This is a genomic window from Paraburkholderia adhaesiva, assembly GCF_021390575.1.
In the GTDB taxonomy this organism is placed as follows: Bacteria; Pseudomonadota; Gammaproteobacteria; order Burkholderiales; family Burkholderiaceae; genus Paraburkholderia; species Paraburkholderia adhaesiva.
Genome location: NZ_JAJEJQ010000004.1, coordinates 147,880 through 173,049, shown reverse-complemented (window position 1 = coordinate 173,049; position 25,170 = coordinate 147,880). Strand labels below are relative to the sequence as shown.

General features: G+C 61.0%; 21 protein-coding genes and 3 pseudogenes. 14 read left to right on the top strand and 10 right to left on the bottom strand.

All coding sequences use genetic code 11. The features are described 5' to 3' along the window. Positions 1 to 102 precede the first annotated feature (102 nt). The 6 genes and pseudogenes from L0U80_RS28890 to tnpC all read left to right on the top strand — a co-directional run. Positions 103 to 237: pseudogene (locus tag L0U80_RS28890) on the top strand (IS5/IS1182 family transposase); the annotation flags it as partial. Positions 238 to 526: 289 nt separating this feature from the next. Next, positions 527 to 889, top strand: a complete 363-nt coding sequence (gene tnpA, locus L0U80_RS28885) for an IS66-like element accessory protein TnpA (protein WP_233874359.1) — start codon at positions 527 to 529, stop codon at positions 887 to 889. Between the two features lie 35 nt (positions 890 to 924). Next, positions 925 to 1,140 carry an IS66 family insertion sequence element accessory protein TnpB gene (gene tnpB / locus L0U80_RS28880; RefSeq protein WP_233874356.1) on the top strand — a complete coding sequence of 72 codons (216 nt, stop codon included), beginning with the start codon at positions 925 to 927 and terminating at the stop codon, positions 1,138 to 1,140. Positions 1,141 to 1,188: 48 nt separating this feature from the next. Continuing rightward, complete coding sequence (gene tnpA, locus L0U80_RS28875; RefSeq protein WP_233874353.1) at positions 1,189 to 1,584, top strand: IS66-like element accessory protein TnpA; 396 nt, start codon at positions 1,189 to 1,191, stop codon at positions 1,582 to 1,584. Continuing rightward, entirely contained in the window at positions 1,581 to 1,922 is a 342-nt protein-coding gene (tnpB, locus tag L0U80_RS28870; protein ID WP_308444898.1) for an IS66 family insertion sequence element accessory protein TnpB, read from the top strand. Before tnpA (L0U80_RS28875) ends, tnpB (L0U80_RS28870) begins: the two co-directional genes overlap by 4 nt. Positions 1,923 to 1,973: 51 nt before the next feature. Then, positions 1,974 to 3,156: pseudogene (gene tnpC / locus L0U80_RS28865) on the top strand (IS66 family transposase); the annotation flags it as partial. 49 nt (positions 3,157 to 3,205) lie between these two features. On the opposite strand, the gene L0U80_RS28860 reads toward tnpC, so the two are convergent. Beyond that, positions 3,206 to 4,912, bottom strand: coding sequence for a site-specific integrase (locus L0U80_RS28860; RefSeq protein WP_233874350.1), 1,707 nt, complete (start codon positions 4,910 to 4,912; stop codon positions 3,206 to 3,208). Positions 4,913 to 5,062: 150 nt separating this feature from the next. Here L0U80_RS28860 and L0U80_RS28855 point away from each other — a divergent pair. The 4 genes and pseudogenes from L0U80_RS28855 to L0U80_RS28840 all read left to right on the top strand — a co-directional run bounded on the left by L0U80_RS28855 (position 5,063) and on the right by L0U80_RS28840 (position 9,792). Continuing rightward, positions 5,063 to 8,110: pseudogene (locus L0U80_RS28855) on the top strand (Tn3 family transposase). 44 nt (positions 8,111 to 8,154) lie between these two features. Continuing rightward, entirely contained in the window at positions 8,155 to 8,868 is a 714-nt protein-coding gene (locus L0U80_RS28850) for a YecA/YgfB family protein (protein WP_233874347.1), read from the top strand. A gap of 28 nt (positions 8,869 to 8,896) precedes the next feature. Next, positions 8,897 to 9,250, top strand: coding sequence for a hypothetical protein (locus tag L0U80_RS28845; protein ID WP_233874344.1), 354 nt, complete (start codon positions 8,897 to 8,899; stop codon positions 9,248 to 9,250). Between the two features lie 23 nt (positions 9,251 to 9,273). Further along, entirely contained in the window at positions 9,274 to 9,792 is a 519-nt protein-coding gene (locus tag L0U80_RS28840) for a DUF6398 domain-containing protein (RefSeq protein WP_233874341.1), read from the top strand. Between the two features lie 201 nt (positions 9,793 to 9,993). On the opposite strand, the gene L0U80_RS28835 is transcribed toward L0U80_RS28840, so the two are convergent. After that, positions 9,994 to 10,599: a hypothetical protein gene (locus tag L0U80_RS28835; protein WP_233874339.1), complete on the bottom strand. Its 606-nt coding sequence runs from the start codon at positions 10,597 to 10,599 to the stop codon at positions 9,994 to 9,996. A gap of 208 nt (positions 10,600 to 10,807) precedes the next feature. Next, positions 10,808 to 11,563 (bottom strand): S80 family phage morphogenetic serine protease, encoded by a 756-nt coding sequence (locus tag L0U80_RS28830; RefSeq protein WP_233874336.1) that lies wholly within the window; start codon positions 11,561 to 11,563, stop codon positions 10,808 to 10,810. 269 nt (positions 11,564 to 11,832) lie between these two features. On the opposite strand from L0U80_RS28830, the gene L0U80_RS28825 reads away from it, so the two are divergent. Further along, complete coding sequence (locus L0U80_RS28825; RefSeq protein ID WP_233874334.1) at positions 11,833 to 12,642, top strand: hypothetical protein; 810 nt, start codon at positions 11,833 to 11,835, stop codon at positions 12,640 to 12,642. Positions 12,643 to 12,917: 275 nt separating this feature from the next. Continuing rightward, positions 12,918 to 14,053 (top strand): IS3 family transposase gene (locus tag L0U80_RS28820; protein ID WP_373322092.1). Its coding sequence is split into 2 segments (ribosomal slippage): positions 12,918 to 13,173 and positions 13,173 to 14,053, totalling 1,137 coding nucleotides; the frame shifts between segments, so codons are not numbered across the junction. 722 nt (positions 14,054 to 14,775) lie between these two features. On the opposite strand, the gene L0U80_RS28815 is transcribed toward L0U80_RS28820, so the two are convergent. Beyond that, entirely contained in the window at positions 14,776 to 15,459 is a 684-nt protein-coding gene (locus tag L0U80_RS28815; protein WP_233874331.1) for a hypothetical protein, read from the bottom strand. Positions 15,460 to 15,503: 44 nt separating this feature from the next. Continuing rightward, positions 15,504 to 16,166 (bottom strand): hypothetical protein, encoded by a 663-nt coding sequence (locus L0U80_RS28810; protein ID WP_233874328.1) that lies wholly within the window; start codon positions 16,164 to 16,166, stop codon positions 15,504 to 15,506. A gap of 129 nt (positions 16,167 to 16,295) precedes the next feature. Between L0U80_RS28810 and L0U80_RS28805 the strand changes: the two genes are divergently transcribed. Then, complete coding sequence (locus L0U80_RS28805) at positions 16,296 to 16,835, top strand: hypothetical protein (RefSeq protein WP_233874325.1); 540 nt, start codon at positions 16,296 to 16,298, stop codon at positions 16,833 to 16,835. A gap of 63 nt (positions 16,836 to 16,898) precedes the next feature. On the opposite strand, the gene L0U80_RS28800 is transcribed toward L0U80_RS28805, so the two are convergent. Both L0U80_RS28800 and L0U80_RS28795 read right to left on the bottom strand, forming a co-directional pair. Continuing rightward, positions 16,899 to 17,087 carry a hypothetical protein gene (locus L0U80_RS28800; protein ID WP_233874322.1) on the bottom strand — a complete coding sequence of 63 codons (189 nt, stop codon included), beginning with the start codon at positions 17,085 to 17,087 and terminating at the stop codon, positions 16,899 to 16,901. Next, positions 17,084 to 21,541: a hypothetical protein gene (locus tag L0U80_RS28795; protein WP_233874319.1), complete on the bottom strand. Its 4,458-nt coding sequence runs from the start codon at positions 21,539 to 21,541 to the stop codon at positions 17,084 to 17,086. Before L0U80_RS28795 ends, L0U80_RS28800 begins: the two co-directional genes overlap by 4 nt. Before the next feature lie 64 nt (positions 21,542 to 21,605). On the opposite strand from L0U80_RS28795, the gene L0U80_RS28790 reads away from it, so the two are divergent. Beyond that, entirely contained in the window at positions 21,606 to 21,845 is a 240-nt protein-coding gene (locus L0U80_RS28790; protein ID WP_233874316.1) for a DUF6429 family protein, read from the top strand. Positions 21,846 to 21,884: 39 nt separating this feature from the next. On the opposite strand, the gene L0U80_RS28785 is transcribed toward L0U80_RS28790, so the two are convergent. The 3 genes from L0U80_RS28785 to L0U80_RS28775 all read right to left on the bottom strand — a co-directional run bounded on the left by L0U80_RS28785 (position 21,885) and on the right by L0U80_RS28775 (position 25,159). Further along, a complete protein-coding gene (locus L0U80_RS28785; protein WP_233874313.1) occupies positions 21,885 to 22,388 on the bottom strand; it encodes a hypothetical protein in 504 nt (167 codons plus the stop codon). 11 nt (positions 22,389 to 22,399) lie between these two features. After that, positions 22,400 to 23,512, bottom strand: a complete 1,113-nt coding sequence (locus L0U80_RS28780; protein ID WP_233874310.1) for a hypothetical protein — start codon at positions 23,510 to 23,512, stop codon at positions 22,400 to 22,402. Positions 23,513 to 23,713: 201 nt separating this feature from the next. Further along, entirely contained in the window at positions 23,714 to 25,159 is a 1,446-nt protein-coding gene (locus L0U80_RS28775; RefSeq protein WP_233874308.1) for an IS1182 family transposase, read from the bottom strand. Positions 25,160 to 25,170: the final 11 nt, after the last annotated feature.

Genomic DNA, 25,170 nt, shown 5'->3' with positions numbered 1-25,170 from the left:
TGCGTTAGTGGCCGGTTTGTCGTACCGGAACAGGGAAATCCCGCGCTATCCCGGTACGGCGGTGTTTTACCTGCCTTGTGTTTTTCGCTGCCGGACGTGCAGTTTGCCGGCCTGGCGATGGACGACGTGGTGTGGGACCACTCGACCTTCAGCAAGAACGGTGACCGGCTGCTTGAGCACGATGCCATCGTGGGGTTGTTCAACGAGACGGTCGAGACGGCGCACGCACGCGGCTATCCGGCATGGTCGGTCGTGAATGCGCAGATGACGCAGGCAAGTGTGACCATGCCTCGATTTCGCGTACAGCAGGAATTTTGTTAATTTCCTGTGTGTACGGAGGATTGCATGTCAGAAAAGTCAGTGCCGAAACGGTGTCGCACGCAGTTGTAAATTGATACAGCAACGCAGTTAGGAATTGATACACCTCGTTGTAGGGTTGCTCCGTAAGCACCCGAGCAAGGCCGTCTTGAGGATATGACGGCAGTAGGCAAATATAGCGTCCGCGAAATATTTGGCGGACGCGATAGTGGACAATTCTGACGACGTGGTAACGGCGGCGCCGAAGCGGCCGAACTTCTCGATCGAGTTTCGGCGTGAGATCGTCGAGAAAACGATGCAGCCAGGGGCTTCTGTCTCGCGAATCGCGCGGGAACACGGCTTGAACGATAACATGGTGTTTAAGTGGCGGCAGCGATTCAAGAGAGAGCAGTCTGCGAAGACCACCGTGTCGATTCCAGTGTCGACTCTGGCGGAACCCGCGCAATTGCTGCCGGTGAACGTCATCGATGTTGCGTCGCCGCCCACGACGCAGCCAGCTACGATGACGACCGGTTGTGAAGTGGAAGTCGAGGTGGGCAAAAGACGGATTCGCATCCGGGGCGTATCGTAGGAGTTCGCCGAGCGGTTTCTGCAGGACTGCCTGAAGTGATCCCGCCGAACACCCGGATATGGATTGCTGCAGGGGTGACCGACATGCGCGCCGGTTTCAACTCTCTGGCAGCGAAGGTGCAAACCGTGCTGGAGAAAGACCCGTACGGCGGGAACATCTTCCTCTTCAGGGGCAAGCGGGGTGATCTGCTGAAAGCGCTTTACTGGTGCGATGGCGGTAAGCACTCGACCAAGGCCGTCTTGAGGCTATGACGGCAATCGGCAAATATCGCGTCCGCGAAATAGATAGCGGACGCGATCGTGGACAACTCTGACGATGTGGTAACGGCGGCCCCGAAGCGGCCGAATTTCTCCAACGACTTCCGGCGTGAAATCGTCGAGAAGACGATGCAGCCGGGTGCTTCTGTCGCGCGCATCGCTCGCGAACACGGTCTGAACGACAACATGCTGTTCAAGTGGCGGCAGCGCTTCAAGGCCGAACTGACTGCGAAGGCTCTTGTGACTGCCGCTGGGACCACGGAGCCAGCACAGCTACTGCCGGTGAATATCATCGACGTAGCGCCACCATCCACGAAAGAACCTGCGGCGATGGCCTCCTGTTGCGAGGTGGAAGTCGAGGTCGGCAAGCGACGGGTGCGCATCCGCGGTGTATCGCAGGCGTTCGCCGAGCGGTTTCTGCGGGATTGTCTGAAGTGATTCCACCGAACACGCGAATCTGGATCGCTGCAGGTGTGACGGACATGCGCTGTGGCTTCAACTCGCTGGCCGCGAAGGTGCAGGCGGTGTTGGACAAAGACCCTTACAGCGGACACGTATTCGTGTTTCGCGGCAAGCGCGGTGACCTGCTCAAATGCCTGTGGTGGTGCGATGGCGGCCTGTGCCTGCTGGCCAGGCGACTGGAGAAAGGTCGCTTCGCGTGGCCGCGCGCCGACTCCGGCGTGGTGGCCCTGACGAACGCCCAGCTGGCGCTCCTGCTTGAAGGGTTCGACTGGCGCCAGCCCATCGATGCGGTGCGCCCGCGCAGCGCGTTGTAAACGTTCATTACACCCGCAGTTGCGTGCAGACGCGACGTGTAAACTCGCTGCATGTCTGCCAGTCCTGCCGATCTCCCCGATGACGTTGACGCGCTCAAGGCGATGGTCGCCAGCCTGCGCGAACAGCTCTCGTCGCGCGCTATCGAGATCGAGCAACTGAAGTTGACCATCGCGAAGCTGCGGCGCATGCAGTTCGGCCGCAAATCGGAAAAACTCGATCACCAGATCGAACAGCTCGAACTACGGCTGGAGGATCTGCTCGCTGATGAAGGTGCCGCCGATAGCGGCGCATCCGCTGCTGCACCGAAGTCGTGTCGTGAGGGCGCGAGCCGAAAACCTCTGCCCGATCACCTCGAACGTGAAGAGCGTATCCACCTGCCCGACAGCGACAGTTGCCCGGATTGCGGCGGGAGGCTTAAACCGCTGGGTGAAGACGTCGCCGAGCAACTCGAATACGTGCGTGCACACTTCCGCGTGATCCGCCATCGCCGCCCGAAGCTGGCCTGCGCGTGTTGTGATCGTATCGTGCAAGCTGCGGCTCCGAGTCGTCCGATCGAGCGCGGCGCTCCCGGCCCGGGCCTGCTCGCACACATCGCGGTATCGAAGTTCAGCTACCACATTCCATTGCACCGGCAGGCGGTCATGTACGCGCGCGACGGTGTCGAGATCGATCCCGGCGCGATGGGTTACTGGCTCGGCAGCATCTCGCAGTTGCTCTCGCCGCTGGTCGACGCCGTGCGTCGTTACGCACTGGCAGGCAGCAAGGTCCACGCGGACGACACACCACTGCCGGTACTCGCGCCGGGCAACGGCCGCACGAAAACCGGGCGGCTATGGGTCTATGTGCGCGATGACCGGTCGAGCGGCACCAACGAGCCACCGGCAGTCTGGTTTGCCTATACGCCTGACCGGCGCGGCGAGCATCCGCAACAGCATCTGGCCGACTTCACCGGCGTGCTGCAGGCTGATGCGTTCGCCGGTTACGCCGAACTGTATCGGGGCGATCGCATCCGGGAAGCTGCGTGCATGGCGCACGCGCCGCAAGATCCACGACCTGCATGCCGTGCGGCCCAATGCGGTGACCGAAGAGGCCTTGCGCCGCCTCGCAGCCCTGTATCGAATCGAAGAGCAGATTCGCGGCCAGCCACCGGATGAACGGCGACGTGTGCGCCAGGAGCAGGCTGTGCCGTTGCTCGACGACATGAAGCGCTGGTTGGGGGCGCTTCAGGAAACGGAAAATAAAGCACGTTTAGCCTGTCAACCCCAGGAGCTTGGGTAACCAGCTATGGTGCAGCGAACGCCTCGTCCATCTGCCGGAAGCGTTTGATTTCGTCACTCAGGAGGTAGATCGACGTTGTCGCGATCGAGGCGTGGCGCAGGTTGTCGCGCACTGTCGTCAGTTCCGCGCCCCGGGCAAGTGCATGCGTGGCGTGGGTATGCCGCGTCCAGTGGGGGCTGGCGCGTCGCAACTTTTCGGCCAGCACAGGATGGTCGGCGTCGATGACATCGGCGGCCAGGCGAAAAAAACGACGCATCACATACCAGAGCCGGGAACGGGTGATGCCCGCTGCGCCTTCCTCGTCAACGCTCGCCAGTAACGGGGTCTTCGGGTCCCAACGCTGCGGCGTCACTGGTAGCCGCCTCTGGACGAGATACTGCTCGAGTGCGGTGCGGGCGAGTGGCGGCAAGGCTACCTTGCCAGCCTTGCCGCCTTTGCCGACGAGATTGAGCCAATGTGCGCCATTTTCACCTGTGCGGATGTCGCCAAGTCTCGCACCGACGAATTCGCTCGCACGCACGCCCGTCGCATAGGAGAAGTCGAGCAGGAAACGCAGTCGCTGTGCGGCAGGTGCTCCCCAGCCATAGGACCACTCCAGTCCATTGGCAATCGTGCGAAGCAGCCCCCACTCGCCTTCGGTGAAGCCGCGTGACGTATCGAGCGGCGTGGCACGCGTTCTGCCGCGAACCTTGATGCCGGCAAACGGATTGGTGAGCACGTAGCGCTGCTCGATAAGCCAGCGAAACAGTGCACCGAGAACGGAGAGCGCGTAGGCAGTGGAGCGCATCGACAGATTCCCGGCGAAGGGGCGCCACTCGGGAGCACTACGCGGGCGCGCTGGCCCAACCCAGCGCTCACGCGGTTGCGGATGCCGCAGGAAGCTCCGGTATGCGGTGGCATCCTCGGTCGTGAGCGAGGACAGCGCCCGCCCGCGCGCGACGATCGCCCACAGGATCAGGCGCTCGGCCTCCTTGCGGTAGGCGCTTTGCGTGGTGGGGGTTTCGTGCAGGGCAAGCCAGGCCTGTACTGCTTCGTAATCGTTGTTTGCGTCGAGCGCGCAGGCCTGCCGGGGCGCGCGGAAGCTGCCGTGCGAACCATCGACCTCATGGGGTATCCGCAGCCGTTCCCAGGGAACAACGACGCTGGGTGTGCTTACCGCAACCAGCGCCCGGGCGCGCTCCGTCAGTTGCGGGTGGGTCTCAAAAAACGCTTCAATCTGACGGGCGCTGGTCTGGCCGAGCCCGGGCACCACGCTCCACCAGCGGCGCCGGCGGGGCACGCGTACCGTCAGGTCCGCGAGGGTCGCGATGCCATAAACGCGCAGCACCCGCACGGCGCGGGGCGCGAGCCAGAGGCCGATGTCGTCGGCGATCTGCGGTTGGGGTGCGGGCAGCGTACGCAGGATGTCGATCGCACGCGCAACCGCAGCTGCGCGCTTGGTTCGCTCACTGATGGGGTGCTGCAGAAGATCGGCCAGATCTGTGCGCTGCCGTTCGAGGGCAAAGCGGATAAGCTGCCGGCGGATGGCACCGATGATGCCGCGCGCCGATTCGCCCGGTGCCCGGACGTGAGGCAGGTAGCGGTCCACGGCAGCCCGGGCCGAAAGGCCTGCATACCAGCCGCGCAACGCGGCAAGCTGGCCTGCATCCGGAAACATCGGCGAGTCGGGCGCGATGCTGGACCCGGCAGCTAGTGTGTAACGCGTTTTCATGCTTGGTAGTTTATCGAATAAAAATAGCTATCGCCATAAGAAGGATTATGACGATGGAACGTATTACACTGCATTTTTCTTAACCGTCAGTCCGATGGAATCGGTGCCGCAACCCGTGTCGGCACCATCCCCATCGTCTGCCGAGCCACCATGCCACGACGTTCCATTCTCTCGCCCGCCGAGCGCGACAGCCTCTTTTCGTTTCCGGACAGCCACGATGAGCTCATCCGCCATTACACGTTCAGCGAAACGGAGCTGTCGCTGATCGGCCAGCACCGCGGCGCAGCCAACCGTCTGGGCTTTGCCGTGCAGCTCTGCTGCATGCGCTACCCCGGCATCATCCTGGGCGCAGGCATCGAGCCGCCGCCTGCGCTGTTGCAGTACGTTGCAGGACAGCTTGACACCGCCCCGACGCTCTGGAAAGAGTACGCAAAGCGGGACCAGACGCGCCGCGAACATTTACTCGAACTGCAGGCGGCGCTGCAGCTCCGGCCGCTCACCGTGGCCGATTACCGTCCGGCCGTGCTCGCCCTTGTTGATCTGGCAATGCAGACGGACAAGGGGCTCGTGCTCGCGCAGGCGCTGGTCGAATACCTGCGGCAGCGGGCAATCCTGCTGCCCGGCGCGAACGTGATCGAGCGCATCTGTGCGGAGGCGGTTACTCGCGCGACCCGCCGGATCTACGAGGTCCTCACTGCCTCATTGTCGGACCATCACCGGCAAAGACTTGACGAGCTACTGAAGCGTCGTGACGACGGCCGCATGACGTGGCTCGCGTGGCTACGGCTGCCGCCGGGAAAGGCGAGTTCACCCCAGATGCTCAAGCACATTGATCGCCTGAAAATCCTCCACGCCATTGATCTGCCCGCGGGCCTCGACCGGACGGTGCACCGGAACCGCCTGCTCAAGATTGCGCGCGAAGGCGCGCAGATGACGCCGGCTGATCTGGCCAGGTTCGAAACGCAGCGCCGTCATGCAACGCTGGTGGCCATTGTCATGGAAGCCACGGCGACGGTCACCGACGAGATCGTCGACCTGCACGACCGCATTATCGGCCGGCTCTTCAATACTGCGAAAAAGAAACATCAGGAACAGTTTCAACGCTCTGGCAAGGCCATCAACGACAAGGTGAGACTGTACGGGAAGCTGGGCCGGGTCCTGCTGGAAGCCAAAGAAAAGGGCGGCGATGCGTTCGAGGCGATCGAATCCATCATGTCGTGGGAGGCCTTCACGAAAAGCGTCAGCGAGGCCGAGCGACTCGCCCAGCCCGAAGCGTTCGATTTTCTTCACCAGATTGGAGACCATTATGCGACGTTGCGCCGATACGTCCCGTCCTTCCTCGAAATCCTGAAGCTGCGCGCCGCGCCGGCGGCGACAGAGGTGCTTGACGCAATTGATATGATCCGGACCATGGACAATGACGGCGTGCGCAAGTTGCCAGCGGACGCGCCCACTGCCTTCGTCAAGCCGCGCTGGAAACCGCTCGTGATGACCGATGGCGGTATCGATCGCCGCTACTACGAACTATGCGCACTGGCCGAGCTGAAAAACGCTCTACGCTCAGGCGACATATGGGTGCAGGGCTCGCGCCAGTTCAGGGACTTCGACGACTACCTGCTGCCTGCAGAAAACTTCCAGACCCTCTTGCAGGGCAACGCCTTGCCGCTGCCCATCATCGCTGACTGCGACCGATACCTGAACGAAAGGAGAAAATTGCTGGAGCAGAGACTGGCAGCCGCTAACCGGCTCGCCGCCGATAACGGACTGCCTGATGCGATCATCACAGAATCGGGTCTGAAGATCACGCCACTCGATGCCGCGGTACCCGAGGCGGCTCAGGCGCTGATCGACCAGACGTCGATCATGCTGCCGCGCGTGAAAATCACCGAGCTGCTGATGGAGGTCGACGCCTGGACCGGATTCACCCGCCACTTTACGCACCTGAAGACCGGCGAGACAGCGAAAGACAAGACGTTGCTGCTCACGACGGTGCTGGCCGACGCGATCAATCTCGGGCTGACGAAAATGGCCGAAGCCTGCCCGGGCACGACCTACGCGAAGCTGTCGTGGCTGCAGGCGTGGCACATCCGCGACGAGACCTACTCACAGGCGCTGGCTGAGCTCGTCAACGCGCAGTTCGCCCATCCCTTCGCGGCCCACTGGGGCGATGGCACCACGTCGTCATCCGATGGACTACGCTTTCGCGCGGGCAGCCGTGCCGAGAGCACCGGGCACGTGAATCCGAAATACGGCGCAGAACCCGGGCGCATGTTCTACACGCACATCTCCGATCAGTAAGCCCCGTTCTATCCGAACCTCGTCAACGTCGGCGTGCGCGATTCGACCTACGTGCTCGACGGGTTGCTGTATCACGAATCGGACCTGCGCATTCAGGAACATTACACCGACACCAATGGCTTTACCGATCACGTCTTTGCGCTGATGCATCTGCTCGGCTTCCGCTTTGCGCCGCGCATTCGCGATCTCGGCGACATGAAGCTGTACGTGCCTGGCAATCCGAAGGACTATCCTGCACTTGCCACAATGATCGGCGACACGTATAACGAAAAGCACATCCGCCGGAACTGGGACGAGGTGCTGCGCCTGGCAACGTCGATCCGGCAGGGGACGGTCACGGCCTCGCTGATGCTGCGCAAGCTCGGCAGCTACCCAAGACAGAATGGTCTCGCCGTCGCATTGCGAGAGATCGGTCGCATCGAGCGCACGCTGTTCATTCTCGACTGGCTGCAGAACGTCGAACTGCGCCGCCGCGTTCATGCCGGTCTGAACAAAGGCGAGGCCCGTAATGCGCTTGCCCGCTCGGTGTTCTTCTACCGACTCGGCGAAATCCGCGATCGCAGCTTTGAGGCCCAGCGCTATCGCGCCAGCGGTCTGAATCTGGTCACTGCTGCCATCGTATTGTGGAACACCGTCTACCTTGAGCGGACTATTCAGGCAATGGGAACACGAGGCTCTCCGCCCGACGTAATGCTGTTGCCGTATCTTTCTCCCCTCGGCTGGGAGCACATCAACCTGACGGGAGACTACGTATGGCAGCGGGACAGGAAGCTCGAGGCCGGCCGGTTCAAACCGCTGCGGCCGGAGCCGGGGACAGAGTCGCGGAGGCGGCGTCCCTCGCGATCTGCCGCAGGGTCGATCAATCCTGCCGCCATGTCCGGCGAGCTTGACGTCGTATAATCGCCAGGTACAGTCGCATCGACCTCGCGAAGAGAAAATCCGCCGTGAATAACCTGATGTCCCAACAGCCACTTGCCGATGACGATTTCGCCCGTCTCGCCGCGTTTCTCGACTCCATCGGCGACGCAGCGATGAACATCGAAACGCTCGATGGCTATTTCTGCGCTTTGATTTGCGGACCCGACATCGTGTTGCCCAGCGAGTATCTGTCGCAGATATGGGGGGAAGATTTTTCGTTTGAAAGTGACGGGCAGGCTACCGAAATCATCGAACTGCTCATGCGTCACTGGAACACGATCAGCACGGAACTGGAACAGACGCTGCATGAGCCGAACGTGTACCTGCCGGTGTTGCTCGAGCGCGAGGATGGTGTTGCCCCGGCCAACGACTGGGCGCACGGCTTCATGCGCGGCATACAGACGCGTCCTGCGAGCTGGGGCGAACTGATCCACGACGAGGACCGCGGCGGCCCGATGATCCCGATCATGATGCTGCATCATGAACACAATCCCGACCCGCAGATGCGACCTCCACCGATCCCTGCGGAGAAGCGCGAGGCGTTGCTGGAGACGATGATCGCCGGGCTGACCCACATTTACCGTTACTTCGAGCCGCACCGGCGAGCACTGGCGAGCATCCCGGCACGTGTTCCCATGCGCCGTGAAGAACCGAAGATCGGACGCAACGAGCCGTGCCCATGCGGTAGTGGCCGCAAGTACAAGCATTGCTGCATGGCCAGTTCGCCGACGTTTCACTGATCAGACAGCACAGCTACGGAGACACGCAATGGCCCAGATCCCGGATGATGCAGATCTACCCCTGAACGCCAACGGCCCCGCCTACACGTCGCGACAGGATCGTGACGGCATACCGCTTTCGTATGTCGGTGAGAAACTCGGGCTCGCCATTGCGGATCTGCATCGCCATGCCCGTTGCTGTCAGGGTGAGCGTGATGATTTGCGTTGCACCATGTACCACCTCCTTGTGGCATACCTGGGACTGCACAACATGCTGGGCAAGGCGAACGACCGGCCCCTGGTTGACCGGCTGCTTAACGGCAGCAGTGAGAAGCTGGATATGTGGTTGCGCCTGATCGAGCGGGAGGGCGATGTTCACGGGCTCGCCGAACCGGGCAACTGACTCATACGGGTTGTGTGAATCCCATGAAGCCAATCTTTGACGGCGAGCGTGTGCCGGTCGCCATGCAAGACCGGTATCGCAAGATTACAGCGCTGACCGATGCCTTTTGCGCGCAGCATCTGACCGATGAATACCGCGACCTTTGCCGGCGTCTCGTTGCCACCCTGTGCCGCAAGCGGCCATCGCCACTGGTGACCGGTCCGGCACGCTCCTGGGCCTGCGGCGTGACCTACGCGATCGGGCGCATCAACTTCCTCTTCGACAAATCCCAGAAGCCCCACATGCGCGCCGATGCGCTATGCCAGCACTTCGGGTTGAGCACCCAGACCGGTTCGGCCCGCTCAGGAGCAATCCTCAACCTTTTGAAGATCGGCCAGCTCGACCCTCGATGGTCGCTTCCCAGTCAGATCGCCAGAAACCCGCTCGCCTGGCTCATCGAGATCGACGGCCTCATCATTGACGCGCGCCGCATCCCGCGCGATTTGCAGGAAGAAGCCTTCCGCCAGGGCGTCATCCCATTCGTTCCAGACGAAGACCAGTAGTTCGCGGGAAATCCCGGCTCCGTTTGTACGCCGCCCAGTGCGCCGGGTAGATCAAGCTAAGCGTGCTTTATTTTCCGTTTCCTGAAGCGACCCCTTGTTCGGTGTCCAGTTCGGTGGTGCTCATGGTTGCGGTTCCTCTCGAAGATGGTAGAAGCTGCCGGGTGGTGGAGGCGGGCCGGCAGCGTGGGACATTCGGGGCGGTCAGTCAGTCCGGACCTGGTTCATCGTCCCCTTCTGGTCGCGCGCGGCTGAATGCGCACGGCTGTCCGCGCTGCGCCTGGGGGGCGGGCTCCGGGATTCGCGGGATTGTGCGCTGCGGGGTTGCTGGCGAGACTGCCGGGGGTGCTGACTGGATTGCGGTCGAGGTACAGGTGCTACAGGTGCAGCGGCCGGTGCAGCGCTCGTGATGAGTGCCGGTGCTGGCGCAGAAACAGGAGGGACGTTTCCCGACCCCGAATCGGGAGGTGTGAACTGTGCGCGCTTGAGCATCGGACCCGAAATGATGGACCCGACAATGGGACGTGCGCCGCGGGCGATGAGGCGTGCGACTTCTGCCTGTCCGAGCAGAACCGTGTATTTGCCCTCCTGCCGGAAAAACACGATTTCAGTTTGCGTGCCATCGGCAGCATGGCGGGAGAAGCGTACGTGAAACGGGCTGTCAGGGGCGCCGGCCGGATTGATCTCCTCGGGCCACACATCGATGGGTTTGGCATGTTTCAGTAGCGACTTCAGGAGATCCAGCCGGTATTGCTGGCCCTTGAAGGTGAGTACGGGTCTGGCACGGCGGTGTAGGTTGGGGGTGCCCATGATGCTCCAGTTCAAGAGAAGGTCACTGCACAGAAAACTTCGACGCGGTAAGAATTTCCCGAGCCACATTCCTGATACGGCTCATTGCAGTGATATAGAACCAAAACGGGTTTGAATCGCATCACGGGCGGCATAGAGGCTGGCCGTCTGCCGGTGCGGCCAGCCTCATGCGTTTGAACTCGTGCATTTGAGTATAGGCAGCGAAGATTCACCAGGCGAGCCAGGAAGGGGCCGTGGATTCGTGCAGCCAGCCAAGCGACTGGTAGAGCTCGTCGAGCGTGAGCCGCGCGGCTTCGAGCCCGATACTGGCGTCGTGCGTGGCGCACAAGGCGCGATCGAGTTGCGGCTTCGAGAACATCGTCTCGCCGATTTCCTCGAGCGCGGGCGAGTTGTACTTGCTCGCGATAAAGAGGCCCGGCTCGTTCACGTAGTCCCAGGTCACGACGTTCTTGAGTTCGCGCCGCACGGTGCGGCCAGAGGGCACATCGAGCGTGAAGGAGCGGATCGAGAAGCAGACGTTCTCGCGCGGATTGTCGAGCGAGTCCTTGAGATGCACACCATGGGGACCGGAGGGCTTGACCTGGCCGAGGATGGCGACGATGCCGCGCCCGTCTGGATCCTTGTAGTTCTCGAAGTCGAGACTGACTTCGGCAATGTGATGCGAGACGTTGTTGACGTCGATGTCGAGGATGCGGCGTGCGTAGTCCTCGATGGGCTGGCCAGGCAGGCGTCGGGGGGGGGCGTATTCCCCGCGCAGGTTGCCCGAATGCACACGGCGCATGAACTGGCTGGAGTGCTCGAAAAATTCGCGCGCCGGCTCATACGGGTAGAACTGGTTCACCGAATTGAACATGTTCAGGCCGCCGAGCACCACTGGGTAGTAGCCATTGGCATCGGGCCTGAGGGTGCCCGCCTTGTTCATGCCATTGAGTGCCGTGAGGCCAAAGCGCACGTAGTGGTTCATGAGAAGCCACCTCGCGAATGTCCGGTCATGGCATGGGCGCGGGGCAGCGATACGAGGCCAGGTAGCTCGTGATGAAGCTGGTCCCGCTAAAAGGAATGCCTGCCGGAGAATGCACCCACGCTCGTCCCCGAATTACCCTTCCAGGCTCATTCGCCGCTAAACGGCGCTGTGGCGATAACACTTCTTGACATTTTCCCGGATTGGGCAGCTGTAACATTTCCAGCTATCTATCATGTCAATGTTCCTGTCCAGGCGATTCCGTCAATTCCATGTCCAAGAAACTCACGCTGCCGTGTGCCGTGCTTTCGTGTTTTTTCATTGCTGGCTGTGGTGGTGGCGGTTCAGGTAGCAGCGGCAGTAGTTCGGCCAGCACAGGCAGCAGCGTCAATACTGCTGCGCCGCTTGCTCCGGTGCTGGCCGATAACGTGCTGGTGTCGAACTCCTATGCAGCAGACGGTGTGTTCGCCACGATCAATCAGGCCGGTATTGTCAGGGCGTTTGGAACTGGGAGCGGGCAGAATGTGCGAATTGCCGCGGGCTCTACGCCGCTGTCGCTGACCGGGAATACGGCCAGTGCCAGCGGTTGGCTGGTTTCGGGTAGCACATTTGAGCCGGGCACCGTAACGCTCAGTGGTAATGCAGACGGTACAACGTACACAATTGCCGCACAGGCTACCGGCACTCAGGCGTCTGATTCCAGCATGGAGGTACTGTCAACCGTTATTGCGCCAACGCCCGGGGCACTCGCGGGGCAATATGGCATTGTCTCCACATCGGCTGTCACCATTGATGGAACGAGTCTCACGGGCACTTACGGCAATACCTGCATGTGGAGTGCGACGCTCAGTCCAAACGCAAAGACCATTGACGTTACAGACATCACGTTCCGGACCGCGGGCACAACCTTGAATCCCAATGCGATTGCCTGTGCATATGCCGGAAAAACCTATACTGGCACAGCATTTCTGCTTGGACCGAGCGCCGCTTACCCCAAGGGAGCGTTTGACATCATCTTTGACGATAGCGCAACGTCACCGGTTCCAGCAACACTGACGATGTACAACTTTATCAAGCAATAGTTCCGGTGCGCGTCGCGCAAACATCTCATGGAAGTGAGGGTGTGCAAGTCACCACTTTATGATGAATTCGCACGACGGTCTGGCGGAGCAACGTTTGAAAATCGAAACATACTAACTTTTCCCAACGATGAAATTTCAGGTTCTCGTCCTGTGTACCGCTGCCATCTTAACGACTGCCTGTAGTACAGAGAGGTGGCCGCGCAAATTCGGACAGTCGGATAAGTGGTTTGGCCGGGGCCTGAGCCAGCGATAATGCTGGCAAAGGAACCGAGGAAATGACGAAGAGAACCCGACGGACGCACTCAGCGGCGTTCAAAGCGAAAGTGGCACTGGCAGCGGTCAAAGGTGAGCGCACGCTGGCCGAACTGGCACAGCAGTTTGATGTACATCCGAACCAGATCACGGAATGGAAGCGGCAGTTGCAGGAGCGTGCGGCAGACGTGTTTGGTGCGACAGGTGCACCGTCGAGCGATCCGCCGGTGGACGTGAAAACGCTGCACGCGAAGATCGGGCAGTTGACGCTGGAGAACGATTTTTTGTCAGGAGCGCTCGGCAAAGCCGGACTGCTGAGCGCAAAGCGATGATTGACTGTACGCATGCGCTGCCGGTTTCGCGACAGACGCGACTGGTTGGCATCGCGAGATCGAGCGCATATTACCGGGCGCAGCCGGTCAGCGAGGTCGATCAGTTGCTGATGCGGCGAATCGACGAACTGCACATGGAGTTCCCATTTGCAGGGGCGCGGATGCTGGCGCGCCTGTTGCGCCGGGAAGGCCATGAGGTGGGTCGCCGTCGCGTACGCACGCTGATGAAGCGCATGGGCGTCGAGGCGCTGTACTGCAAGCCGAACACGAGCCGCCGCAACGCGCAGCACAAGATCTGGCCGTACCTGCTGCGCGGCATGAAGATCGAGCGTGCCAATCAGGTGTTCGCCCTCGACACGACGTACATTCCGATGGCGCGCGGCTTCGTGTACCTGACGGCAGTGGTGGACTGGGCGAGCCGCAAGATTCTCGCGTACCGGGTCGCCATCACGCTGGAAGCCACGCACGCCGTCGAGGCGCTGGAAGAGGCGTTCGCCCGCTACGGACTGCCCGACATCGTGAACACCGATCAGGGTAGCCAGTTCACGGCGGGCGCGTTCACCGAGGCGGTGCTGAGCCGGGGCGTGCGGCTGTCGATGGACGGCAAAGGGGCCTGGCGCGACAACGTGTTCGTCGAACGGGTGTGGCGCAGCATCAAGTACGAAGAGGTCTACCTGAAAGCGTACGAGTCGGTCAGCCATGCCCGGCGCTCCATCGGCGAATACGTCGAGCTGTACAACCGGAAACGGCCCCATTCGAGCCTGGCGGATCAGACCCCGGATGAGGCATACTTCGCGACGCTGCCTGCGATCAAATCGGCAGCATGATTGCCTCGGACGTTCCACTTAAAAATCTCAGATGACTGTCCGAACGAGTGAGGCCACCTCTCAGACGCGCCGTCTCTTCTGGACGAAAGCCGCTTGGTCGGGCACCCGATCGCTGCGAGTTCGCTACTGGTAATCACGGAAGACAAGGTATTTAACTCGCCTGTGCTCGCTACGACGGGCCCGGCGTATATGGCCGGACTCCGCAGTGGCTTGCGGCAGACGCTGCCGGATATTCCAGCAAAATTCGCCGAAACTGATTGGCAGGATGGCCCTGAATCTGTTCGGGCATTGGTGCAGAATGCGCGTCCTAGTCACGTGATTTCGCTATTCACAGAAAGAAATTCGGCGAGGGGCCTTCTCCCGGTTAGCGTGACGTGGAAAATGATTGTTTACAGTGTCACGATCAAGCGTTCTATTTCCATGCAGGGCCAATGGAGCGAGCGAGTCCTGTCGAAGCCAATCTTCAAGTCTCGGGTTGAGGGAGATGCATGTCAGGCTAGCGTTCGCGGCGCGGGTGAGTGCGGCGAGGAAATGGGAAAATTCCTTGGCGAGACCCTCCGGCGGGAGAACGTGCTACAGGCCGTTACTGGCAATTGAGGATATTCGGACCTAAGGGGCGTTTCCCTCAGTTTCCCTGCAATATGGCGATCTTTCTCCTGCGAGCCATGCGATTTCATGGTCAGGCAATGGGCGACAGGGCGAGACATTACCGCGCGAGGATGTCATTCAGGCGCTCCACACGCGTGCTGGGACTGACCAGGGCGCTGACCACCCCGCGGCTGAAGTAACTGCCCGTGACCTTCACTGGTGGCGGCAAATTCGATTGAGCGCAGGGGAATGAAAACGGGGGGATTCGTGAGCAGGTCGTGCAGGTCCTTCACGGTCGTGCGGTAGAACTCGTGGCGGTCATGCGCATTGCGCGAGATGATCGAGACGAGCAGCTCCGTGATGTCGTGGTTGCGCCCGACGTTGGCGCCGGCGTGATATTTCGCGGTATCGAGCAGGCAGGCCATCTCGGCGTAGCCGATGTACCACGGCACATGGGCGCCCGCGAGCATCTCGTTGAAGATCCGGTAGATGAGGGAATCGTTCTTGACAAGATCGAGTGACGGGGTGATGACGGAACCCTTTTCGAAGCTGAATTCGTAGTACTCATCGTCACCTGAGAGCACCTTCATCATGGAGGTGGGTTCGATACGGATCATGGCGTTCACGAGCGAGACGCCGTAGTAGCTGTTTTCGAGCGTGATCGCATACACACCGTAGATGAAGGTTTCGATACCGACTTCAGCGAGCCCCCGCTCGGCGAAGCGGGTTGGAATGGTGATCTTCACGGCCTCTTTCGCGACGAGCCTGCCGTCGGGGGTTTCAACGAGTGCGGCCCTGACCCGCGCGGGGTCACGCACCAGATGCTTCGGATCCGTGATGTCCCCCGTGATAGGGCATCCCTTCAGCAGCTCGCCAGCCGCATCTGCGCGGCGACCCACCAGGCGATGTAATCGACGATGCTGGCCGTGGCCGCTTCGCGCGGTGAGAGGGATGGGTTGCGTGCACGGGCGAGTTCCATGCCGGTGAGAATGCGCTCGGCGTCGGTCGTGTAAAACCGGGCGCGGCACACGAGCTTCAGACATACCGCGTACAGATCGTTCAGGTCGCTCTCCGTGATGTGCTTCAGACACTCCCTGAAGAGCTTGAGCACCGTATCGCGATTCGGTGCGGTGGTGTCCTCGCCCTCGGTCGCCTCATTGAACTGCGAGCGAAAGTGCAATTCCAGCAGCTCGATGATCTTGTTGTAGCGCTGGTTGCATTCCGCGGTGGCGACGAGCGCGCTGTGCGCGGCCCAGCGCCGGGCGAGGGCCTCCTTCTGTGCAAGCAGGTCGGCTGAGGTCATCGCAAAGGGTTGCGAGAGCGCATTGGCGAAGAGCATTTCATTGCTGCCGCCCTGTTCGAGATACTCGCGGTACACGGGCTCGTAGACGACGGTCTTGCTGCCGGCGATCTCGCGTACGAGCAGGCCGCTTTTCGTCGCCCGTGCGATGCGCTCCAGTGCCCGGTTAAGCGCAGGGTACGTTCGTTGAGCATGATGGCGAGTCCTTCCCGCGCACGTCTTCACAAAGATCGGCAGTCTTCACGAGACGCTGCATGAAACCGGCGGGTGTTTTCTTTCACATACTTTCAAGATCGCGACATAACGTCAGGTGTTAACATTCCGGCGTGAAACTACGGGGCCTGACGAATGCGCATGACTTTTCCGGGAAGCTTGATCGTTCCAGCAATGCTGTCGGTACTGACAGCCTGCACTTTCCCATCCGGCAGCTCGGCCTGGACAGAGCGCAATACGGTGCTTAATGGTGATGCGGCGCAAGGCATTCAACACCTTTACGGAACCTACGAGGTTGTTGATGCCAGGGTGGATAACCGCACCAAAGTGATCAAACTGTCAAAGTCGGAACAGGGCAATCCACTATTTCACTTCTACGACAGGAATGGGCAGGAATATGTATTGCCTGTCAGTCCCGGCGCCTGTGACATGCATCTGGGAAAGACTTCGGATGACTACTCGCTCACGTGTGGAACGGGGACATATACTGATCCACACATCATCTTGTCTTCCGCATTTGCGACGTATCTGAACAAGCACAAACGTCAGCCCGGCGTCCTGGATTTTCTTGTACCGAAGCCACTGGACTATCAGCCCGGTGAATATTTTTTCCTCATAAGCGGGCAGGGCAGGCACAGTATCGAGAGCGAACTGAAACGGGTCAGTCCCGACGAACACTGATATTTGTTACCGTCCAGCAAACAGGGAGCCTCTGGCGTTCACGGCGTGATTTTTGTGAGGCCATTACAGGTATTGCTGGACAGCGGCCTGAAAGCGGGCCTGGGCCAGCTGGTCGATGACGTCATCGGTCAGTGGCATGCCGGCAAAGGTGTCGGCCAGATCGTTGCCGACCACACCCTGCACGATGCAGCGCACGAGCGTCGTGGCATTGGCGAGCGTGACGAGCGTCTTCTCTGATGCGTGCGACTTCATGCTTTTCTCCCGTTGTAGACATCGACCGCAGCTTTTCCAATTACGTCGAGCAGCGTGGTGGTCGTTCCGATCAGTTCGGGGGAGGAGACGATGCGGTTAGCTACGGATTTCGCACCGAACACGGCGCCAATCTTTTTGCCCGACTCGGTGAACATGTCGCGCTCCATCACCTCGCCAAATACTGTCTTGAGCTGGTTGCCGAACACACCCTTGTCTCCGACCCCGGCAGGGACATCCGAGGTGATATAGATGCGGATCGCCGCGGTATCGAGCTGCAGCGGATTGCCCTCGACGCGAAACGCCTCGTCCACACTGCCCGTGAACGCCTTCCTGCCGGTCATGCGCGAGCGCCGGATCATCTGCGCGTCGCTGGCCGCGGCGATCTTCGCAAGCGTTGGGGACATGTCCTCGGGCTCGCCGTGATAGAACACCTCGACGCGCTCGATAACGCCCTGGGTTTTCGCCTGGGGCGTCTGGGCACTGAGCACGCGCAGCGTGTCGAGCGACGCCTCGTCGAAGAGGCGCGTGCCCGCGGTCACGGCGTCCTCGATGACGCATAAAATATCGTCGGCTCCGACCTTTTCGCCCGCTTTGAGCAGCCGGTGAACCTCCTGATCGAAGTTGATGACGATGGTCCTGACCTTCGTCTGTTTTGTCATCAGGAGCGCCGCAGTCTCCTTCGAGATCGCCGAGGAGTCTTCCAGCGTCATCGGGCTTTCCATGAACACCGTTCTGACCGCAACGCCGGTTTTCATGACGACGTTGGCGGGGTTCAGGAGATCCGGCTCAAAGAAGCCTGTGTTGTACGCGATGACGTCCCCTGGCCTGAAGCTTTGTCCGGCATGCAGGGGGGTAACGATCTGGTGCGGGACCACGAGCCCCGCCGCATTGCCAAAGCGTCGTCCGAGCTCGATCCCCTGGAGCTCACCCGACTCGTACTGGAGCTTCATGCCCTCGGCACCCACCGACACGACCCGGCCGGGCTGCTTCGCGGTGACCGCGAACATGTCGCTGGTACGGTGGGCGAGCACCTGCTCGTAGCCGGTGCGCAGCGCGGGCTGGTGATAGCCGCGGCAGGCGATACGGTGGCCGGACTGGATGCTGATGAAATTCACGCGCTTGGGGTCATCGCGGTCGGCCGCGGGGGCAAGCAGCGCGGAGGTGGAAAAGAGCGCGGTGGCACCGGTCTTGCCGAGCTCGTAGCGGCGCGAGAGGCCGCGCAGGGACGTGAACTGCGGATCGGCACTAGTGTAGGTGTTGATACCCACATCGCTCGAATCAACGGTGGCCTCCGAGATCGTGCCCATGTCGTTCGGGTGATAGGCCCGCGTGTGCTTCGTCATGCTGCGCGAGCCACGCCCGCCCACGCCCGTATAGGTGACCGACTCCATCTCCTTGAGGTTCTGGATCGGGTTGATCTCCGAGATCTGGATCTTTGCCGGATCCTGCGTGACGCTCTTCCAGACCTGGAACGGATTCAGATCGATGGGCAGGCGGTTGCGCCCGGGGCGCCCGTTGTGGATGCGTATCGCCCGCACGATTTCCGAATAGACGGCGCCCGCCATGCGCTCATAGCCCTTCACGCGCATCCAGCTGGAATCCAGCTCGTCCGGGTGATGATCGGAGAGCAGCATCGTGCAGGCACGCAGCAGCAACCCCTGATAGTCGGTGGGTTCCTTCATTTCTAGAAGTAACTCACGCGTGATCGGGTCGATGAAGAGCTTATACTGCAGGTCGATCTCGCGCAGGTAGCGCTGCGACTGGCCACCGGACTCCAGTACATTCAGGTACACGCCGCGCCGGTCGAACTCGTGCACGTTGAAGGTGCGGATGCTGCGGTGATACTCGTTAAAACCCGCGAGCACGAGTGAGGCGAAGGCATGGGCTTTCGCAAGGACAAGCGTCTCGTCGGCAAATACTAGCGCATACTCGGTGGGTTGCAGGTTCACGCGCTGGCCGGCGGGCACACGGCGTGGGCTCACGCGCAGCAGCATCATGAGCTGCGTGAGGCCCATCTCGTAGCCCAGCACGAGACCGAGCGGTATGGTGCGGCCGAGCACCATCACCTCGACGAACTCTACCGGTGCCTTGCTGGTGTCGAGCTGCAGCATGGCCTCGAAGCCGGGCAACGCTTCAGGCTTGCCGTCCCTGAGCGCGTAGAGCGCACCGTGTGCATCCATGACGGCGAGGACAGCCGGATCCGTGAGCGACTGCCCGCAGACGATGGTGCCCGGGTTGACGTCACGGCCCTGCTCGTAGCGTTTCAGGGTATCGGTGCCATAGAGCGTCTCGCGGCGCGTGTGATCGAAGTTCCACTCGAAGCCGCCAAGCGCGAAGCTGCGAAACGACATGGCGAGCGTGCTGTACAGGCGCGGGCACGCGAAGAGGTTGTCGAACACGGGGGCCGTGTGCATCTGCGTGATTGGGCCCGCATGCAGCCCGCCGTCTGGACCACCATGCACATCCAGGCCCGCGGCCATGATGGCGTTAGTGAGCCACACCCCGTAATCGTTGACGCGTTTGGTCGAGCGCGAGACGAACACCTTGCCGTAGTAGCTCGTGAGCGCGACCCGCCCGGGGCCGATCTTGCGGATGGGCAGATCTCCCTTCTGCTTGCGCATGCGGTACTTCACGCCATTGGCCGTGAAGGTGCCATCCTCGTCGATGACCGGCAGGCGAAAGCGCAGGGTCGAGGCGGAACCCTCGACCGGCACCACACGTGCGGTGTACATCCGGTACGCGCCCATTACGTCATCGACCTCCTCAACGTCGTAACCGGTCACGCATAGTCCCCCCTGCTGCAGGTTCAGGACCATGCCGGCGATGTCCTTCTGCATGACCTCGCGGATGTACTTCGGATCGAACGTCAGGAGTGACGACCTGAGCATCGTCTTGTCGAGCACGGCCGGAATGTCGGCGATCGCGGGCGACTCCTGTATCTGGATGCTTTCAGGCGGGATCTGCACGAATGCACCGAGCGTCGTGCGGCCATCGGGGGCGACGATCTTTTTATAGGCCTCGGAGAGCGTCTGGTAACGGCGGTGCTCGCCCGCACTCATCATGCCCTGCGCAGCCAGCCGGTTGGCGATCTTCATCACCGCGGCTTCGGGTGTCACGGCGCCAGCGGGTGCCGCAGGCCCAGGCGTGGTCGGCTGCAGTTGCTCCGCATCGGCAAACGTAAGGTTGGCGATATGTTCGAGCTGCTGCAGGTCGGCCTCGATCTGCTGCTCCAGTTTTTCGTCGGGATGAATGTCCACGCCGCGCTCGTCCGGTTCGTGCTGGGCGCTCGCCATGCGTGCGGCAATGCGCATGACCTTCGCGTTGCCGGCCGCGCGCGCGCTTTCCTCATCCTCTTCTTCGTCATGTCCTGCAGGCCGGGGCTGCGTGGCATGGAACGCCGGGGTGAGGGGCGAGTCCACCGGCTGCTGGACGCTCTGGATAAGGGATCCCGTCTGCGCGCCCGTTTGCGGACCGGTTTCATCGACCACGTTGGCCGGTTCTTCGGGCGGCATGCCGGAAGGCTCGGTGCCGGCGCTGCTCTGTGCGCTGACTTCAGGGGCGGCCGACGTGCGCACTTCCATGAGTGTCATGAGCATGCGCAGGAAGTAGCGCTGGAGCCGGTTGGGTTCGAACCCGTGCCGGTTGGCCTCGGGGTTGGCTTCGAGTTCTTCCTTCTTGGCGACACGCCAGCCGTTCAGCGTGCCGAGATTCACGGCAAACCAGCGCCCGCTTTCCTCCAGGATCAGGTTCACGCGCCCAAGCCTGTCCTCTGGCACGTGCGAAAGTATCGACGACTTGCGGTTCTCGCCGAGCCACTTCCAGATCTCGAGGATCATGAGCGATTCGTGGGCGGCAAAGCGCTTGACAATGCGCTGGCTGGGTTGATGATTGAGCTCACCCATCTCCCCGAGTTTCAGGTCCGTGAGGCACGGCAGGATGGCGGGGAGCGTGAGCGGAATGAACTGGTTGCGGTTCGAGCGGTTGGCGACCTCCATGACCTGCATCCACAGCGTCTCGTGGATGTTGTGCCACTGGTACGTGCCGGCATAGATCGAGCGTGGATAGTGGTACACACGCCACAGGAAGGCGTAACTGAACACACACAGCGTGTTGTCGTCGCGCGTGGCGGTGTCGAAGTTCATGAGCTTCCTGTAGCGGCGTTTTTTCTGGAAGAAGCGCGAGGCGAGCAGGGTGACGGGCGTGGGCAGTGGCCGGGGGTTACCGAGATTCACCGACTGCCTGACGAGGTGATGCACGAGGATGGGTTTGGTGTTACCGCGAAATTCGGGCTGGTTCATGTCGGGCCCGTCGTCAAGCGGCCCCGTGCCCGGGTAGTGAAAGAGGCTGCGGCGCGGCAGGATCAGGCGGTCCATGCCCGGCAGCGGCGGCTGTACGAGCTGGTTGCTGCGACGCACGCCGAACTGCCGGTACCACGTCTCAAAGAGAACGGACATGTCGTTGCTCCATGTCAGTGCCGTGAGTGGTAAATTCACCGGGTTCCAGAAGGAAACCGGTGACATGACGATCAATACCGCTGCGATTGACGACGCCGTTCTCGCACTGCTTTATCTGACCCTGCACGACCGCTTCAGGGCATGGAAAGGCCATGACTGGGCCGCGCTCAGCCGGCTTCACGAGCGGGGGCTCATTGAGAATCCGGTCAACAAGGCCAAATCGGTGGTGTTCACCGATGAAGGCCTGCTCGAATCCGAACGGCTCTTCAAAAGCCTTTTCACCACCGATAGCAAGGCCGGATAGCGTGCGGGCAGGGTTACACGGTTCACCATCAGGTAACCATCAGGCGTCGCCCGTCATGTTGTGCAGCACGAGATTGACGGTGGAGACCGCGCAGCTTTTAAGCGGCCTGCCGTCCGGGCCGATGTAGGCGCGACGACTCCTGAGAAACGCGTCGACTTCCCCGATCGAGTCGTCGGTGTAGGCGAGGTTGAGCGATCCGGTGTCGCCATCGAAATCCATGCCAAGCTCACCCAGGAGCGCCGGCGCCACCACGATGCTGTTAATGAATTCGCCACCCCGGATGGGGAATTCATAGGCGATGTAGTCCTCACCCAGTGGCGTGAAGTCCGCGGCGAGTTCGCGGCGTACTTCGTTGCGGATTGTCGTGCGCATGTGGATCTTGCCGGGCACGATGGAACCGAGTCCCGTGATCGGATAGCGCGTGAGCAATGCCGCCACCTTGTTCATGTGCCGGTAGGTCGAGCAGTACAGCAGTTCGCAGAAGGTAAGCGGAAAAACGTATTGACGCTCGAGGTGGGCGGGCAGCTCGTCGATGCTGTTCATGAGCCGGAAGCTCATGTCGGGGCCTTGTAGATGAGGCCGAGATAATGCCCCTCGATCTCGATCACGCGATGGCGCAGGCTCTCCTCGCCAAAGAGCGTGAGAAGTTTTTCGACGCCCTCGATGGTGGCCCAGCGGTCGTAGTAGTCGGGTTTGAGCGTGACGGGCTCGTTCATGAGGGTCTTTTTGTCCACGAGCCGTGCCGGCATGTTCGGACCCGGAAAGACCGACTGCAGAAAGCCGGTGCGGACGTGATAGACCGCGAGCGGGCGCGCGGCCTTCAGGACCTGGTAGAGTCCCGCCACGTGATCATTAAGGCCGATGGAGCCCGGTGCGCCCAGATAGCGCTGCGAGGCATCCATGGCGGTCACGACATTGCGGGTGCCGTCAAACACGCGGCGGCTGGCCCATTTGCCGAGCAGCAGCTTGTGCTTGCCTTCGACCATGCTCTCGATGAGCTCGTAGAGCTGGTTAAAGGTGGTCTGCAGGCTGTAGCGCACCGTGTCGACGAGTTCGGGCGTGCGCCGCACCGTGTTCTCGTTCACGCTGTTCGAGCGGGCAATGATCGAGCGGTAGAGCGTGTTGATCTCGTCCTCGCGGATGCGCCCGTCATCGGTAAATTCCAGATCGCGCATGCCGGCGGGCATCACGACGATCTTCGAGGTCATTGATTTGTCGCGGTACCTGCGCAGCAGTTCGAGCTTCGCCTGCCGCTCATCGCTTTTCGTTTCGCCGAATTCGATGTCCTTCCAGTGCGAAACAAAAAAATGAAATCCGCTCTGGCCATGCAGCGCGTCGCTGCGCTCGAAGTCCTTCGTCTGGTCGTTCCAGAGCGCGTGCTGGGTACCCGCGATGATGTCCCTGTAAAGCTGTTTCAGACTGGTGAGCGCGCGGTAGATCACCGGGTGAAAGACGCTCACGTGAATGTCGATCCAGGAAAAGCGCAGCGAGCGCTTTTCGTCGCCGACGCGGCCAAAGATCAGCGTCGAGAACAGTCCTTCGGGGTGGAAATTCTGGCTGTTGCCATCGAAGAACTCGAGCGAGGTGACGGGACGAATGTTCTGCAGCCGCGCCGGGGTGAGTTCGAGCAGCCTGATGTTAAAGGGAATGGCCAGACGCTCGGGCATGAGGCGCTCCACGGGAAACGGGAAAGAACACGCAGGGACGCGGAAAACCTATGAGGGGTCGGTGATGTCCCCCCTGAAACCAGAGTGTGTGGAAACGCCTTTTTCCGCCGCGCGAGCAATGGACGGCCCATGCGGGTCTAGTTTTTTGCGGTGAGTTTGAACTGATCGAACGTCACGAGCACAACAAAGCCCCTCGGGGCTTCAGCCTCCCGCCAATTTCATGGCCTTCAGAGTCCTTGCCACGCCCAGTATGCTGATGACCCGCTTCAGGTTGTAGGCTAGTACCTGCAGGCTCATCTCGGCACTCACTCGTCCGAGCGTTCGGGTCAGGAAGTGTGCAGGACCCATCCAGTGCTTGAGCGTTCCGAAGACGTGCTCGACGGTACTTCGTCGGATGGTCATTGCATTGGGCTTCCGGTCGAGCCGTCGCTCCATGGCTTCCAGTATCTTTTCGTGCTCCCATCTTCGGATGCGGCGATAGTCACTGGGAGAGCATCGCGCCTTCATAGGGCAACCCGGGCACGCACTCGGCCAGTAGACCCGCAGATTCATTTCATGTTCAACGGTCGTAAATCGATAAATGGCTTTCTCGCCGGCAGGACATCGATACACGTCGCTTCTTGCCTCGTACACAAAGTCGGCTTTGGTGAACAGACCTTTCTTCCGTGACGCAGAAGTGAGCGGCTTGGGCACGTACACACGGATTCCGTTCAGATCGCATGTTCTTATCTCCGGCCCGCTGAAGTAACCACGATCAGCAACAACCTCCAGATTCGATCTGCCCATCGCGCTCTTTGCGGCGAGCGCCATTCTGCTGAGTTGTCCGTGATCATTTCCGATGTTGGTTACCTCGTGCTCGACGACCAGGTGATGTTTCGTGTCTACGGCCGCCTGCACGTTATAACCCACTATGCCGGAGCCTCTTCCGCTTGTCGCCATGGAGCGCGCGTCGGGATCCGTCATCGATAGTTGTTTGTCTGGTTGTTTTTCCAGCTGCTTCCTGATCTGTGCGAGTTCACGCATCTGCAGGCGCAGGCGGGCGATCTTCTCGTACAGCCGGTCAGTCTTCGCGGCGAAACCTGTTGGACTGGTGCGGTCTGCGGTTTCAATCAGGTCGAGATATCGTTGCACACTCTCCTCGATCTGCTGCTGGCGCCTGTCGATCTTGCCTGTTGTGTAGTTCAGGTCCCGGCTGTTTGATGCCTTGAACTTGCTGCCGTCGATGGCCACCATGTCACTGGATAGCAGTTTCAGCCCGCGACACAGTTCGACGAAGCGCCGGCATGTGTTACGAATGGCCATGCCGCTGTCACGCCGAAAGTCCGCGATTGTCTTGAAGTCCGGAGCCAGACGGCCCGTTAGCCACATCAATTCGACGTTGCGCTGGCATTCACGCTCCAGCCGTCGGCTGGAGGGGATGCGGTTCACGTACCCGTAGATATAAATCTTGAGCATCACCCCAGGGTGATAGGACGGTCGGCCGGTAGTCGCCGGTGTGATGCCGTCGAAACCGAGTTCCGCAAGGTCCAGCTCGTCGACGAAGGCATCAATGACCCTGACCGGATTGTCTGCTTCGATATAGTCATCGACGCATTCGGGAAGTAGTGCGACCTGTTTGCGGTCATCGCCTTCAACGAATCGCTTCATGAGTCACCCGG